We start from the raw sequence: 15,380 nt of genomic DNA, 5'->3' as shown, positions 1-15,380 counted from the left end.
ACAGGGAGAAGCAACATGGCTAAAAAATTTCTAAACAATGTTCCCGAAACTCGCTTTAACATAAAGCCGGGCCTGAAAACAGGAAGTGCCATGAATGTGAAGTTACCTCTACATCTTCTCTCCGCCAGGGATTGTAGTGTCCACCAGACATTTATTAACTATAGCCCCAATAATTGGCCTTAATTTAAACCAAAACAACTTCACTAACGCCATGACTGAACCTGGAGCGATGGAAGAATTAACAAGAATGTCGTTACAGGAGAGGGGTTAACCTGCACGCCTGGGAAAGTCATTGGGCAAAACCGGATAAAAGTTTCAAAAGGGAAATTTTGATGTCTGCAAAGGAACATATTTCTTCATCTGCGGCTATGTCAACAATGATGGGATCAGGCGGCATTTATCAGTCGTTGTTTAAAAAAATACATCTGACGGTAGCTATCCATACTCCACTTTCCTGTCTGGCGAAATCTGCGGAGGATGTGGTTATGCATCAGCCAGACGTCCAGCACGTTAAGTCACGCTGGCACGGTCTCAGGTTTCTCAAATGCCAAAAGCAAAAACCTGACCGGGCGGTGGTGTAGTATGAAAATTCATCGACCACTATGGGCTGAGGGAACGTTCCTGTCCTCACAACAGTTTCAGCAGCAGGCCCGCTGGGAAACGTACAGTAACAACAGCATTGCACAGCTGGGTATCCGTCATCCATGGGGTGTGGCGAGGGTCGAGTTTGACAGAGAAGCACTGGCGTTAGGGAAGTTAAAATTACGTACCCTGCGCCTGCGTTTTTCCGATGGCTCGTTGATCGACTCCGAAGTTTCCGATGCGCTGCCTCTGGCTTGTGATTTACATACTCTGGCGGTGGAAAATACGGCAATAGTTGTCCTGGCGTTACCGCTGGAACATGCGAATGGCGGTAATCTGGGACAGGAAAAGCATACTGAAAGACCCCTGCGTTATCGTCAGGAATGGCATAAAGTACAAGATATTTATGGCAGCGACAGTGAAGAAATGGCCGTTGAATGCCATGCGCTGTCATTGCGTTTCGCCCATGATAACAATCAGGATTACATCACCTGCCCGCTTGCACGTCTGACGCGGAATGGTCAGGGTAACTGGTCTCAGGATGAAAGCTACATCCCGCCGCTGCTGGCCCTCAGCGCACATATTGGTCTGGTGGAGCGACTGGATACGTTGCTGTTGCAGCTACAAGCGAAGTGCCGGCGTCTGATGGCCCTGCGCCGGGAAAGCAATCAGCGTATGGCGGACTTCGCGGTAGCGGATGTGTCCCTGTTCTGGTTACTCAATGCGTTGAACAGCGCTGAACCGGTTCTAAGTGATTTTTTACGGTATCCGAGCATCCATCCTGAACTCGTCTGGCGCGAACTGGCTCGTCTGGCCGGCGCGTTGCTGACCTTTTCCCTTGAACACAACGTGAGCGCCATTCCCGCATATGTCCATGATGCTCCAGCCTCCGTTTTTCCGCCGCTTTTTACCCTGCTCAGCGAACTGCTCGAAGCCAGCCTGCCGTCGCGGGTGATTGCGCTCGAGCTGGAATCCCTTCCCGGCAACCGCTGGAAAGCCGAACTTCACGATCCACGCCTGCGGGAAGAGGCGGATTTTTACCTTTCTGTTCGCTCCTCGCTGCCGACGCACGTCGTTCTGCAACAGTTACCACGGCTCTGCAAAATCGGGGCGCCGGATGACGTTACGTTGTTGGTTAATGTTGCGCTGAACGGTGTCCCTGTTGTTCCGCTGACGCAGGTTCCGGCTGCATTGCCATTACGGCTGGAGAATCAGTACTTTGCGCTGGATATGCAGAGCGCTCCGGCTAAAGCCATGCTGGATGCCGGGTGCTGCATGATTTACGCGCCGGGTACGCTGGGCGATCTGAAACCCGAGCTTTTTGCGGTACTGCGGTCATGACACAGGAACGGAAAATCGACATTGACGTACTACTTCGCGACACCTTTCTGACGGTGGTGGAACTGCGTCAGGGCACTTCTGCAAGACACGGACAGGAACTATATCGCCATTGTCTGCAGCAGGTGGAAGGGGTACGCGAGCGTCTGACAGCGGCCGGATTCAGCCAGCAGGACATAGAACATATCACTTACGCTCAGTGCGCGCTGCTGGACGAAACCGTTCTCAGCCGGGACGTGATGGATGATGGCCAGATGGTCTGGCTAAAAAACCCTCTCCAGTCGCATTTTTTCAATACCCTTCAGGCGGGCGAACTACTGTATGAGCGTATGAAGCGGTTTTTACAGGAGCCAGCCCCCACGCCGGCGGTCCTGACCTGTTTTCATCGCGTGCTGTTGCTGGGGTTTCGCGGGCGCTATCAGGACCCCGAATCTGATGAACGGCAGCATCTCATTGCGATGTTCAGCAAGCGGGTTGAGCCATTCAGGGTGCAAGAAGATTCGGCAGTGCTGAACGTGCCTTTGACCAGGCGTCAGCATTACCTGTGGCAGTCTCCTTTTTGCTGGCTGCTACTGTTAATGCTTGTGCTGGTTGGCGTCTGGTGGGGGTTGCATAGCTGGCTGAATGTACTGGTGGATGAACTGCTGCCAACAGGCAAGTCTTGAAGATGAGCCGGGTGAGTAACACGCTGAAACAGGCGCTTTTGCTGTGGAGCATGCTGCTGGTGCTGGCGCTATGGCTGGGATTCAATCAGGCCTCTACGGCGATGAAATTTGGCGTGACAGTGGCGCTTATCATCATCGCAGTAGGCCTGCTGGCGTGCTGGCGCGGAAAAAAAAGACAGACTGAGGCCGACAGCGCATGGCTGTCCCGATTGCCGCCCAAAACATATCGGCAGCCCGTAGTGCTGGTGTGCGGCGACGCGGCAGCATCGTTATTCACAGAAAACCCGCTGCGGCAGGTCGCGGGAGGGCTGTACCTGCACGTTGCGGATGAAGAGCAACTTATCAGACAGGCTGAAGTGCTGCTAGCTGACCGCCCCGCATGGGCTTCTCAGTTATGTGTGGCCTGCACGGTCGTGCCGGTTGTTCATCTGGATATGGCTGTTCTGGCGGGACGATTGCGACGCTTTGTCGGCGGTCTGGCGACAGTGCGCCGCAGGGCGGGCATAAAAGTGCCGCTGCTGCTGTGGAGCTGGCTGCCCGGCACAGGGCGAGAGGATGATCTACCGTGGTTTATCTGCGCCGGCGGCAAGGTTCAGGTGGTGACGCCCGCCGGAGAAAGCTCTCCGACGGCATGGGCGGCACAGCCCGGAACCGATGGGAGCAGCCTGCGGCTTTGCCATCTTCTGCGGATGGAAAGCCTGAGGCAGTGGCTCAATCAGATGGTGTTACCAGAGCTGAACGGGTATCCGCCGCTGGCGGCGGGCATGGGGCAGGCGCCATCGCTGCCTGCGCTGGAAGGCAATCTGTGGCAGACATGGACAACGGCAAAAACGGGACTGACGCCGGAGGCGATACCGAAGATCGGCGCATCTCCCCTGCCGTTCCCGGACATGATGCTGCCGCTGTTACCACGTCAATCAGGATTTACGCCAGTGCGCCGCGCCTGCGTGGCGGCGCTGCTGATGACCACCGTGGCAGGAGTGGCTGCGCTCTGTCTGTCAGCAACCGCAAACCGCAGCCTGCTGCTGCAGGTGAGCGACGATCTACATAAATATGATGCCGTTCCGGCAGACAACGACGCCGCTAAAGCCCACCACCTGTCGGTCCTGAAGGACGATGCAAATATTCTGGATAGCTATTTTCGCGAAGGGGAGCCATTACGTCTCAGTCTGGGCTTATATCCCGGCGAACGGCTACGCCAGCCGGTATGGCGGGTTATTCGCGATTACCGTCCACCTGAGAAAAAAAGGGATGTAGCAGACGCATTACCGGTACAGAGCGTGCGTCTCGACAGCATGGCGTTGTTTGACGTCGGACAGGCCCGTCTGAAAGACGGCTCGACAAAAGTGCTGATTAACGCGCTGGTAAATATCAGGGCAAGGCCGGGCTGGCTGATTGTGGTCACCGGATATACCGATACCACCGGCAATAAAAAAGCCAATCAGCAATTGTCGCTGCGACGCGCGGAAGCCGTGCGCGACTGGATGCTACAGACCAGCGACATTCCGGCCACCTGTTTTGCCGTACAGGGGCTGGGCGAAAGCCATCCTGCGGCAACTAACGATACGCCGGAAGGCAGGGCCGCTAACCGGCGCGTCGAAATCAGTCTGGTTCCCCGCACTGACGCCTGTCAGGACGTGAAACAGAACATGCTGCCAGAACCGGCGTTATCTCAGTTAAATCCACAAGGAGTTTCAGCCAGCTAACCATGGCTGGCAGGAAGCCTTCTGCTTTTTTGGCACGGGTTCGATATGCGGCTCGCTGAATATCGGTGGTACCGGTACCGAGCAACCGCTATTCACAATTTAGCCTGATGTAAACCTGATGGGCACGAGGTCATGGCTATGGGCGGTAGCGTGCCTGAACAGGGCCCCGCAAGAGGAAATTCTGTGGAATTTGTTACGAAATAAGGAAGCCCACGATGGATGTACAGAACTTCGACCACTCACACCACGCGTTAAAAATCCGCGGCCTGAGCAGCGGCGTGGACGTACTGTCCTTTGAAGGCAAGGAGCAATTAAGCGCCCCATTCCGCTATGACATTCAGTTTACCAGCAGCGATAAGTCTATTGCGCCGGAGTCGGTGCTGATGCAGGACGGGGCATTCAGCCTGACCGCCCCGCCGGTGCAAGGGATACCGACGCAGACTCCCCTGCGTACGTTGTACGGGGTGATCACAGGATTTAAGCAATTGTCTTCCTCACGGGACGAGGCGCGGTATGAGGTGCGGCTGGAGCCCCGTCTGGCGCTACTGTCCCGCAGCCATCAGAACGCGATTTATCAGAACCAGACGGTGCCGCAAATCGTGGAGAAAATACTCCGCGAGCGGCATGAGATGCGCGGTCAGGACTTTGTGTTTAACCTGAAGAGCGACTACCCGTCACGCGAGCAGGTCATGCAGTACGACGAAGACGATCTGACATTCATCTCACGGTTGCTGTCGGAGGTGGGTATCTGGTTCCGGTTCAGTACCGACGCCCGACTGAAAATCGGGGTTATCGAGTTTTACGACGACCAGAGTGGCTATGAGCGCGGCCTGACGCTGCCGCTGCGTCACCCTTCGGGGATGAGCGACAGCGGAACCGAAGCAGTGTGGGATCTGAACACGGCCTACAGCGTGGTATCGAGGTCCGTCACGACGCGGGATTACAACTACCGTGAAGCGATGGCGGAGATGACAACAGGCCAGTTTGACGTAACAGGCGGGGATAACACCACCTACGGTGAAGCCTATCATTACGCTGACAATTTTCTGAAAACGGGTGACAAAGCGACGCCGGAGAGTGGTGCATTCTATGCGCGTATCCGCCACGAACGCTACCTGAACGGACGCGCCATCCTGAAGGGACAGAGCACCAGTTCTCTGCTGATGCCGGGGCTGGAGATAAAGGTCGAGGGTAATGATGCGCCAGAGGTATTCCGCAAGGGCATTCTGATAACCGGGATTACCGCCAGCGCAGCACGAGACCGCAGTTACGAACTGACATTCACCGCCATCCCCTATTCCGAACACTACGGCTACCGCCCTCCTCTCATCCGCAGGCCTGTGATGGCAGGGACACTCCCGGCGCGGGTGACCAGCACCACGGCAAATGATGTCTACGCTCATATCGACAAAGACGGGCGCTATCGAGTGAACCTGGACTTTGACCGGGATACGTGGAAGCCGGGTTTCGAGAGCCTGTGGGTACGGCAGTCACGCCCCTATGCGGGAGATACTTACGGTCTGCACCTGCCGCTGCTGGCGGGAACCGAGGTTAGCATCGCGTTTGAGGATGGCAACCCGGACAGGCCATATATCGCCGGGGTGAAACACGACTCGGCGCACACCGACCATGTGACCATCCAGAACTATAAGCGCAACGTGCTGCGCACCCCGGCGAATAACAAAATCCGGCTGGACGATGAGCGGGGTAAGGAGCACATCAAGGTCAGCACAGAGTACGGCGGAAAGAGCCAGCTGAACCTGGGACATCTGGTGGATGCTGGGAAGCAGCAGCGCGGTGAGGGTTTCGAACTGCGCACCGATATGTGGGGTGCGATAAGAGCGAAAAAAGGTGTCTTTATCAGCGCCGATGCGCAGGAAAAGGCGCAGGGGCAGGCGCTGATGATGGATGAAGCGTTAAGCCAGCTCCAGGAAGCGCTGTCTTTAGTGGAAGCACTACATAGCGCCGCTGAAGTGGCAAAATCAGAGCTGGCGGATTTACAGACACAAAAAACGCTATTGTCAGAAACGCTGACCGAGCTGAAAAAATCAGCGCTACTGCTTTCTGCTCCCGCGGGGATTGCACAGGTTACGCCCAAAAGCCTGCAATTATCCTCAGGGGAAAACCTGATTAGCACCAGTGGGAAAAATACGGATTTCAGCGTATTTAAAAAATTCACTGTAGCTGCGGGAGAAGCAGTAAGTCTGTTTGCTCAAAAGCTTGGTATTAAAATTTTCGCCAGCAAAGGCAAAGTGGAGATTCAGGCACAAAGCGATGAAATGCTCCTGGATGCATGTAAAGATCTGCGCATAAGCAGTAGCGACGGAAAAATTCTTATTAGCGCAAAAAATGAAATCATCCTAACCAGTGGTGGTGGATATATTCGAATTGGAGGTGGCACGGTGGAATGTGCCGCACCAGATAAAATTATAGAGCGTGGAGCGGTTTGGCAAAAATTCAGTGGTCAGAGTATCAGTCAGGCCATGCAGGAATGGGATTCCACTGATTTTGCCATCACCCCTGAGATCCTCTGGAAGCAAACCGGCAAACCGGCAAAGAATCAAAAGGTACGCGTTACCCGCGGCGATGGCACTACCGTTGAAATGACGACTGACGATCAAGGGAAACTACCTGTGCAGAGCGGGCTTTTTGTTGAATCAATAAAAATTGATCTCTTAGATAATCAGGAAGATTAAGGATATTCGGAGGGAATATATGTCTACGACGATGCATATGGATCGTGCCGATAAAAATAAAGTTGGCACCGCGGAAATTGAGGACCTGCGGGTAATTCCGGTTATTTTTCTGCCAGGAATAATGGGAACGAATCTTAAAGAAAACTCTGAAGAGAAGAATGCAAAAGCTGTATGGCGATACGATAGCGAAACCTCCTTGTTGGGCTGGACACTTCCATCTTCGGGGCCAAAGGAGAGAAAACGGCTACTTCATCCTGAACGGGTGAAAATAGACAACCGGGGAAGAATTCTGCTGTCGTCTGGAATACAAGAGCAGGTCTCAGCTATTCGTCCCTACCCCTCCTCCAATTATGATGAGGAGGGAAAGAACCGTTATGCTGAAGCGCTGAATAAGATAATGGATAATAACGAGCCGGAAAAAAAACTCTTTGGCTCGCGCCATGATCGAGGCTGGGGAGAGGTAGCCGCCCCAAGCTACGGCGCTTTTCTTGATGCGCTACAGACTGCACTGTACCGGGATAAACCAACGATAAAAGACAATACGCTGAGTGCGATTTATCAAAAATTAGTTGATGAACCACTGGGGCTGGAATTTGGTGTGGATTCCCTGGATGAAACATACCTTGAAGTCATGAAACTATATCAGTTTCCAGTACATGTCGTGGGCTACAACTGGCTGGGCTCCAATATACTGTCGGCAAAAAGACTTGGCGGAGAAGTCGATAGGATTATTGACAAGTATCAAACTCAGGGCATGAAGTGCAGCAAAGTCATTCTGGTGACCCATTCAATGGGGGGGCTAGTGGCACGATATTATTCAGAATGTCTGGAGGGCAGAGATAAGATTTACGGTATTGTTCACGGTGTGATGCCGTCTGTTGGCGCGGCGGCGACCTATACCCGCATGAAGCGCGGTACTGAAAACACAGAGTCCGGTTTGGCTGGCGCTGTAGGATATCTCACCAGCCATATCCTTGGCCGCAACGCAGCAGAGATGGTAGCGATTGGCTCTCAGTCTTCCGGCGCGCTGGAGTTACTCCCTGCCAACAATTATGGTGACGACTGGCTTAAGGTCGTTGACCGTGACGGTAGTATATTAACGCTGCCCGCAGATCTTCCGGTCGGAGAGGACGGTAAGAAAGAAAACTGTCTTTATAGTGGCCTTTATCTGAACCGAGATAAATGGTGGAAGCTAATGGATGAAAATCTGTTGAATCCGTTTAATACCACATTGAATAAAAGGCAGATCGACAGTGACTGGTTGGAATATGAAAATCTGATTAAGGATAATGTAAAACCATTCCAGGAGCAGTTAGCTGACAAATACCATCCGTACACCTACTCATTTTATGGAAAAGCAAAAGGGGGAGAATTATCCGCAGCGTATCGGACTCAGGAGACGGCGGTCTGGAGCGGGGCGCTGGCAAGCGGCCAAATAGGTGAGACGCCGCCGGCGCCAAAAATGAATGACGAACGCCTTTATTTAAGTGAAGTCAGTGCCGATCGAACGGTGAAAGATGAACTTTCCCCGGAAGAGCAGGCATGGGCATTCAAGGGCGATAACAACGTAGTATATGGCTGGGTAGGACAACGTTTTACACTACGGGATGCCTGTGAAAATGGCGACGGTACGGTGCCTTTGCGCGCCGGGCAAATCGTTCATGAGAATATTCGGGAGCGTCTGGCAGTACAGGTTCTCCATGAAGCCGCTTACCGGAATACTCTCAGTCAAGCTTTTGCCTTACGCTCTATTATAAAAATTGCCCAGCAGGTCAATTACGATGAAAAAATGGTTTTTGCTTAATGGCCCACATCGCCTGAGAAACGGCTTGCTGCTGGCGACGGTGATATTTATCACGGGATGGCTGGCATTCAAACCCGGCGCGTATCAGTATTCATTAAATGACAGGGAGAAAGTGATGGTCACCTCATTATTGCAACACCCCGAAACACGGTACTTTGGTTTTTATTCTGTGGCGCTTCCGGCTGAATTTACGCCAGCCGGGATGGTGATGTTTATCCAGGGTTCAGCGATGACCCCAGTGGAAACAAAACGGCAATACTATCCTCCGTTCCGGCAGTTTCTGACGCGCTATGAAGAAAAGCTCAGGAATACGTCCGTCGTCAATCCGCAGGATGCGCCTTACCTGAAGGGAGTTTATCCACTAACCTCACCAATGAGCGGTGTCATTTTTGAGCGGATGGCGGCTGAGCATACTCCAGATATGGCAAGAGTACTGGATGCCTGGAAATGGGCAGATGGCATTACGTTTTCAGTTAAAATGAAAGCAAGAGACGAACGGGCTGCCCGTTATGATGTTTATTGGTATGGTAAAAGTAAAGAAGTCACTGATACCTTTCGATATAATGTCCCGCAGAAAAAATCACAATTACTGGCTATTCTGTCAGGGTTGCAACCCCGCCAGGATAATCAGCGCCCCTCAGGCAATCAGTTAGCTATTCAGTATGGGCAGGTTGATGCCTCACTGCTCGGGCAGTATGAAACTTCCATAAACTATCAAAACAGCAAAGAAGTCACTATCACATTAAAGACAGATAACCATAGTTATACCGGCACCCCGTTGCTGGATAAGGACGCCCGGGTGGTGGAAACAGAATACGGAGAAACCCTGTACAAAGGCAAACGTAAGGTCAACGGCCTTGAGATTTCAGAATGGTGGACGAAACAGACTGATAGTTATTATGCAAAACCAGCCATAATTTATAATTTTGAACTGGTTATCCATCAAGATAAGAAAGAAGGGAATAAGCTACTGGAGTTGTCGATGGATTACACCGTTGACCTGTTGCACGCGGATAACGCATTAACCGAGAACGAACTGGTAGCGCTGTGGGAGAATATAACCGAAACAATTAAATATCACCCCACCCGGTGGTGAAAACAGATTATCATACAGCGCCTGATTAACGATAACATTTCAGCTATTTTTTGGCTTTACACGCCATAATAATGATTTCCCGGCAGGTCAATTACGATGAAAAAATGGTTTTTGCTTAATGGCCCACATCGCCTGAGAAACGGCTTGCTGCTGGCGACGGTGATATTTATCACGGGATGGCTGGCATTCAAACCCGGCGCGTATCAGTATTCATTAAATGACAGGGAGAAAGTGATGGTCACCTCATTATTGCAACACCCCGAAACGCGGTACTTTGGTTTTTATTCTGTGGCGCTTCCGGCTGAATTTACGCCAGCCGGGATGGTGATGTTTATCCAGGGTTCAGAGATGACCACGGTGGAAACAAAACGGCAATACTTCCCTCCATTTCAGCAGTTCTTGATACGACATGAAGAAGAACTCAGAAACATGCAGCCTCAACTTCCTCAAGATGCGCCTTATCTTAAACAGATTTATCAACTTCCTTCTGACATGAAAGGAAAAATATTTGAATATATAAATACCAATTCAATTTCCGATGTATTCAGAACGCTTGAGGCCTGTAGGTGGAACGATGGAGTATCCTTTATTATAAAAATGAAAGCTCAGGATTCTCGTGATAAAAAATATGACACTAAAAGAAAAATATTTAGTCTGAAATATAACATCCCTGAGAAAAAATCACAATTACTGGCTATTCTGTCAGGGTTGCAACCCCGTCAGGATAATCAGCGCCCCTCAGGCAATCAGTTAGCTATTCAGTATGGGCAGGTTGATGCCTCACTGCTCGGGCAGTATGAAACTTCCATAAACTATCAAAACAGCAAAGAAGTCACTATCACATTAAAGACAGATAACCATAGTTATACCGGCACCCCGTTGCTGGATAAGGACGCCCGGGTGGTGGAAACAGAATACGGAGAAACCCTGTACAAAGGTAAACGTAAGGTCAACGGCCTTGAGATTTCAGAATGGTGGACGAAACAGACTGATAGTTATTATGCAAAACCAGCCATAATTTATAATTTTGAACTGGTTATCCATCAAGATAAGAAAGAAGGGAATAAGCTACTGGAGTTGTCGATGGATTACACCGTTGACCTGTTGCACACGGATAACGCATTAACCGAGAACGAACTGGTAGCGCTGTGGGAAAATATAACCGAAACAATTAAACATCACCCCAGCCAGTGGCAATGACAATAACATGCTTAGCAAGCGTCTGTTTTTTTTGAAAATTAAAATACATCAGCGCAATATTACAATACTGTCTACCACAGTAATGAACACGTTGAATATTATAGCCATATCTTCACACCCAGCCCTTTTATAACGCATTATAATTTCTTTTACCAACCGCTCAACAGGATAGAAAATATGTCAGGACTTGTTTGTTTAGGTGATGCTACTACTCATGGAGGTAAGGTCATAACCGCATCTTCAACCATGTTTATTAACGGCGTACAGGTTGCATTGGTAGGAGATTTAGTTTCCTGTCCTAAACACGGGGTTAATCCTATACAGGAAGGTGATTCGACAGCGATGGAACAAGGTAAAAACATCGTCGTGAATAATTGCCAGTGTGCATGTGGATGCCGTGTCATAAGCTCCCAATCGGAAAACAGTATAGAGTCATAATATGGGATGGATGATACCAGTAGTACCGGAAAGAAGCCCTCTTCCTAAACCAAATTACAGACGTTGGATTATATTGTTAATTCCCATGTTAACCATAGGTGGACTGTGCGGGCTATTTGCCTTTAATCTTGTCACATATGGTGACGTATTGATATATGGCATATTACCAGCATTATTCCTCTGGTTATGCATCATGGGCGTTGTGATTAATAAATATGAACAATCCGTTGCCTCCTGCCTGGCGTGGAACACTGAAAAAGAGCAAATAAAAGAACACTGGCGGAAATGGAGTCAAAAACAATTAGCAGTAGTTGGCAATATTATTTACACTCCAGATGGCGAAGGAATAGATTCATTACTGGGACCACTTAAGGATATTCCTGCATATCCACAAAAAGCGAGACCTCTCTCTTTTCCATTGCGCAACACTCTCACTGCAATAACGAGTAACATCCATCAAAACCTGAAGCATCAGTATCCAGGTTATCGCAACTATTTGCAGACAATTTATATATTACAGTCTAAAAACAAAGAGTGTAAAAAAATAGAGCAAGCGGTTCTCTCGCAGTGGGATCTGATTCCAGAGACAGTCAACTCCATTGAATGCATTGAGTCATTCTATGATAATGAAAATTTCGACGGTTTGGTTTTAGTCATTTGCCTACAACGCTGGTCAGGAGATGCCTCTGGCAAACACAGTGAATTAGTTTCTGGTCAGTTAATTTCTTCTTATTCATTCGCAAAACGACATGCCATCCCCGTTATCGCTGGTATAGGTCGAACCATGACATTAGAACCCGAGGGGCTGGAATCGAATTTAAATACACTAGTTGAATACAATCAATTAAATAAAAACAAGTTACAACACATCTGGGTTTCTAATATTAACAATGAACTAATAGAAAACATTATGCAGTATGCTAACCAATACGAATGGGAACTGCCAAGGAGACAGCCGTTGCACATGATTGACCATTCTTTTGGCCCAGGAAGTGAGTTAGCATTTCCATTATCCCTGGCGATATTAACTGAAGCCACCAGGAAAACGAGCAAAGAACAGTTGGTTATTTGTCAAAAATCACAAGAAATTGAAACAAAGTGGCTTTGTTTAATTACACCAGGCCACTATTTTGAGCGTGAGGAAAAATAATGCATACTGCGCGCTATGGTTTCTGGGGCTATCTTCTTATTATAGGGCTGGCAGGAATTTGTGCCTTATTGATTTTCATTAATCAGGATTTGTTGGCAAGGAGAGGAGTATCCGCCCAACAAGCGTGGTCACTATGGGGAGGGATATTTGCAATCCTGTTATTCGGACTGGTGTGTTCACCATTCTGGTGGCTCAGGAAACAAAAGAAAGAGCAGACGATTTATCGGCCTGAAGTGCCGGCCAAAAATGAAAAGCGACTATCTGATGATTTTTACATCCTTCTTAAATCAAAACTTCGGTCCCGCTATGGCCTGCTCTGGCGACATAAAGTCCGCCTGCTATTGGTGATGGGTGAATCGACGCAGGTGGAAGCGATTGCACCAGGATTAACGGCGCAGCGCTGGCAGGAAGGCGAGTACACAGTGTTAATATACGGAGGCTCCGCGTCGGCAGCCCCGGATACGACACTTTTGACATCCCTGAAAAGACTGCGCCATTTCCGTCCGCTGGACGGCATTATCTGGCCGCTGACGGAAAAACAATGTTGCCAGACGGCGCAACTGGATAAAGGTTGGCGTGAGCTGGCTACCTGCGGAAAATTGCTCGGTTTTCAGGCCCCGTTATATCTGTGGCAAGTTTGTGATGACGGTGGTTATCAGGCTGGGCGTACGCTACAAAGCGTCGGTTGCCTGTTGCCTGAACGCTGCGTGCCGGAACAACTGGCGTCGCTGCTGGAAGCGCGGACACTGCAGTTGACCGCACAGGGAGTACAGCAGTTACTGAATAACGACCACCACGATTTCCTGTTACGGCTTGCCCATCAGCTCGCTGAAGGCGGTATTGTTAAATGGAAGACGGCGCTAAAACCGCTCCTTGCCGGTGGCGCGTTTTCTTGCCTGCAACTGCGTGGTCTGATGTTCAGCCCTCCGCTTACCCCCGCGCCAGAGGCCGCGATCCACGCATGGTTGCCATCGCCGGTATGGTTGGGCGTGACTGGCGATAATGCGCGGGGGCGCAGAGTGGGTTTTCCGTGGTGGCGCACTATGTTAGCGATCTGCGCCTGTGTGCTGGCGGTATGGGTGGCCGGAATGATGACCTCCTTTTTCGCCAACCGTGCCCTGATTCAGGAAACCGCGATACAGGCGACGCGGGCGCGTGATATCCGCCTGCCGCTTTCAGAACAACTGGCCGCACTGCATACCTTACAGAGCCAACTCGAGCGTCTGCAGTACCGTATTCGCCACGGTGCGCCGTGGTATCAGCGTTTCGGTCTTGAACGTAACGCGCATCTGCTCAGCGCCGCCTTTCCTGGTTATGCCCAGGCAGCAAACCGGCTGGTGCGCGATGTCGCAGCCGCGTATCTGCAGCAACAATTGAACGCCTTTGTCGCCCTGCCGCCGAACAGTCCGCAACGCACCGCAACGGGAGAACAGCGCTATAAACAGCTTAAGGCGCTGCTGATGATGTCCCGCCCGGAAAAATCTGACGCCGCCTTTTTCAGCACCACGCTGATGGCAGAGCATCTGCGCTATGCAGCTGTACCGGAAGGTACCCGGCAAAGCGTGCTGCCATCGCTGCTGACCTTCTGGATGGCTAATCTGCCGGAGCATCCACAGTGGAAAATCGCCCCGCAGCCGCAACTGACCGGCGCGGTACGCAAAATTCTGCTGCGCCAGATTGGGGTGCGCAATGCGGAAAACACCCTCTATCAGAACGTCCTGAAACAGGTCTCCCGTAACTATGCCGATATCACGCTGGCAGACATGACCGGCGACACGCTGGCAGACCCGCTTTTCAGTACCGAACAGACCGTACCGGGAATATTTACCCGTCAGGCATGGGAAGGACAGGTAAAAGAGGCAATAGAACAAGTGGTCACCGCCCGGCGCGAGGAAATCGACTGGGTGCTCAGTGACCGTCGGCAGGACGCATCCGCCGATATCTCGCCTGAGGTGCTGCGCGCCCGCCTGACCACACGCTACTTCACCGATTTCGCCGGTAGCTGGCAGGCCTTCCTCAACAGTATTCGCTGGAAAAAAGAGGACTCGCTTTCCGGCGTGCTTGACCAGTTAACGCTGATGGCTGATGCCCGCCAGTCGCCGCTGATTGCGCTCACGGATACCGTGGCATGGCAGGCGGCAACCGGAAGGGAAAGCGCAGGCCTGTCGGATTCATTGGTAAAGTCGGCAAAAGCACTGTTTAACGGCAAGGAAAATACGTCGCATGTCGTCCGTAAAGATGAAACACCGGCGGGACCAATGGACAAAACGTTTGCCCCGCTGCTGCGACTGATCGGGGATACAACCGGAGGGCGGGGTGATACTCAGCTCAGCCTGCAAACCTGGCTGACCCGCGTCACCCGTGTGCGCCTCAAGCTACAACAGGTGATTAACGCCCCCGACCCGCAGGAGATGACCCAGCAGCTGGCGCAGACCGTATTTCAGGGGAAAACGGTCGATCTTACCGATACCCGCGATTATGGCCGTCTGATAGCCGCCAGTCTGGGTGAAGAATGGAGTGGTTTTGGCCAGTCGTTGTTTGTTAGCCCGGTGGAGCAGGCATGGCGACAGGTGCTGACGCCCGCAGCGGATAGCCTTAACCGGCAGTGGCAGCGCGCTATTGTCAACCTCTGGGAGCAGGATTTTGCCGGGCGCTACCCGTTCAAAGACACAGCGAATGACGCCTCACTTCCCCTGCTGGCGCAG

Annotated in this window: 12 protein-coding genes; all 12 read left to right on the top strand. The window is 51.3% G+C overall.

The window, feature by feature from the left end:
- A partial coding sequence (locus CW267_RS31115; protein ID WP_206054965.1) for a hypothetical protein occupies positions 1–183 on the top strand: 183 nt, incomplete at its 5' end.
- Positions 184–332: 149 nt separating this feature from the next.
- Positions 333–581, top strand: coding sequence for a hypothetical protein (locus tag CW267_RS27390; RefSeq protein ID WP_004142899.1), 249 nt, complete (start codon positions 333–335; stop codon positions 579–581).
- Position 582: 1 nt separating this feature from the next.
- On the top strand, positions 583–1,923 hold the full coding sequence (gene tssK / locus CW267_RS27385; protein ID WP_004142901.1) for a type VI secretion system baseplate subunit TssK: 1,341 nt from the start codon (positions 583–585) through the stop codon (positions 1,921–1,923).
- Positions 1,920–2,585: a type VI secretion system protein TssL, short form gene (gene tssL / locus CW267_RS27380; RefSeq protein WP_004181140.1), complete on the top strand. Its 666-nt coding sequence runs from the start codon at positions 1,920–1,922 to the stop codon at positions 2,583–2,585. The genes tssK and tssL overlap by 4 nt, the downstream gene beginning before the upstream one ends.
- A gap of 2 nt (positions 2,586–2,587) precedes the next feature.
- Entirely contained in the window at positions 2,588–4,291 is a 1,704-nt protein-coding gene (locus CW267_RS27375) for an OmpA family protein (protein ID WP_086892704.1), read from the top strand.
- Between the two features lie 215 nt (positions 4,292–4,506).
- Entirely contained in the window at positions 4,507–6,987 is a 2,481-nt protein-coding gene (locus tag CW267_RS27370) for a DUF2345 domain-containing protein (protein WP_086892705.1), read from the top strand.
- 19 nt (positions 6,988–7,006) lie between these two features.
- On the top strand, positions 7,007–8,791 hold the full coding sequence (locus tag CW267_RS27365; RefSeq protein WP_100781254.1) for an esterase/lipase family protein: 1,785 nt from the start codon (positions 7,007–7,009) through the stop codon (positions 8,789–8,791).
- Positions 8,769–9,887, top strand: a complete 1,119-nt coding sequence (locus CW267_RS27360; RefSeq protein ID WP_100781253.1) for a T6SS immunity protein Tli4 family protein — start codon at positions 8,769–8,771, stop codon at positions 9,885–9,887. The genes CW267_RS27365 and CW267_RS27360 overlap by 23 nt, the downstream gene beginning before the upstream one ends.
- Before the next feature lie 96 nt (positions 9,888–9,983).
- Entirely contained in the window at positions 9,984–11,087 is a 1,104-nt protein-coding gene (locus CW267_RS27355; RefSeq protein WP_100781252.1) for a T6SS immunity protein Tli4 family protein, read from the top strand.
- 177 nt (positions 11,088–11,264) lie between these two features.
- On the top strand, positions 11,265–11,525 hold the full coding sequence (locus CW267_RS27350) for a PAAR domain-containing protein (RefSeq protein ID WP_048268134.1): 261 nt from the start codon (positions 11,265–11,267) through the stop codon (positions 11,523–11,525).
- A gap of 1 nt (position 11,526) precedes the next feature.
- Positions 11,527–12,675, top strand: a complete 1,149-nt coding sequence (locus CW267_RS27345) for a hypothetical protein (RefSeq protein ID WP_100781251.1) — start codon at positions 11,527–11,529, stop codon at positions 12,673–12,675.
- Positions 12,675–15,380, top strand: a 2,706-nt coding sequence (locus tag CW267_RS27340) for an ImcF-related family protein (protein ID WP_101148682.1), incomplete at its 3' end; no start/stop codon positions are given. The genes CW267_RS27345 and CW267_RS27340, both read left to right, overlap by 1 nt.

Source organism: Klebsiella sp. X1-16S-Nf21, from assembly GCF_002837615.1.
In the GTDB taxonomy this organism is placed as follows: domain Bacteria; phylum Pseudomonadota; class Gammaproteobacteria; order Enterobacterales; family Enterobacteriaceae; genus Klebsiella; species Klebsiella variicola.
The sequence above is the reverse complement of the archived record's forward strand: the minus strand, read 5'-3'. Positions and strand labels throughout refer to the sequence as shown.

Bases quoted from the DNA above. Each gene is read 5' to 3' on its own strand.
- CW267_RS27345 (WP_100781251.1), top strand. From the start codon at position 11,527: ATGGGATGGATGATACCAGTAGTACCGGAAAGAAGCCCTCTTCCTAAA.
- tssK (WP_004142901.1), top strand. From the start codon at position 583: ATGAAAATTCATCGACCACTATGGGCTGAGGGAACGTTCCTGTCCTCA.
- CW267_RS27365 (WP_100781254.1), top strand. From the start codon at position 7,007: ATGTCTACGACGATGCATATGGATCGTGCCGATAAAAATAAAGTTGGC.
- CW267_RS27390 (WP_004142899.1), top strand. From the start codon at position 333: ATGTCTGCAAAGGAACATATTTCTTCATCTGCGGCTATGTCAACAATG.
- CW267_RS27350 (WP_048268134.1), top strand. From the start codon at position 11,265: ATGTCAGGACTTGTTTGTTTAGGTGATGCTACTACTCATGGAGGTAAG.
- CW267_RS27360 (WP_100781253.1), top strand. From the start codon at position 8,769: ATGAAAAAATGGTTTTTGCTTAATGGCCCACATCGCCTGAGAAACGGC.
- CW267_RS27370 (WP_086892705.1), top strand. From the start codon at position 4,507: ATGGATGTACAGAACTTCGACCACTCACACCACGCGTTAAAAATCCGC.
- CW267_RS27355 (WP_100781252.1), top strand. From the start codon at position 9,984: ATGAAAAAATGGTTTTTGCTTAATGGCCCACATCGCCTGAGAAACGGC.
- CW267_RS27375 (WP_086892704.1), top strand. From the start codon at position 2,588: ATGAGCCGGGTGAGTAACACGCTGAAACAGGCGCTTTTGCTGTGGAGC.
- tssL (WP_004181140.1), top strand. From the start codon at position 1,920: ATGACACAGGAACGGAAAATCGACATTGACGTACTACTTCGCGACACC.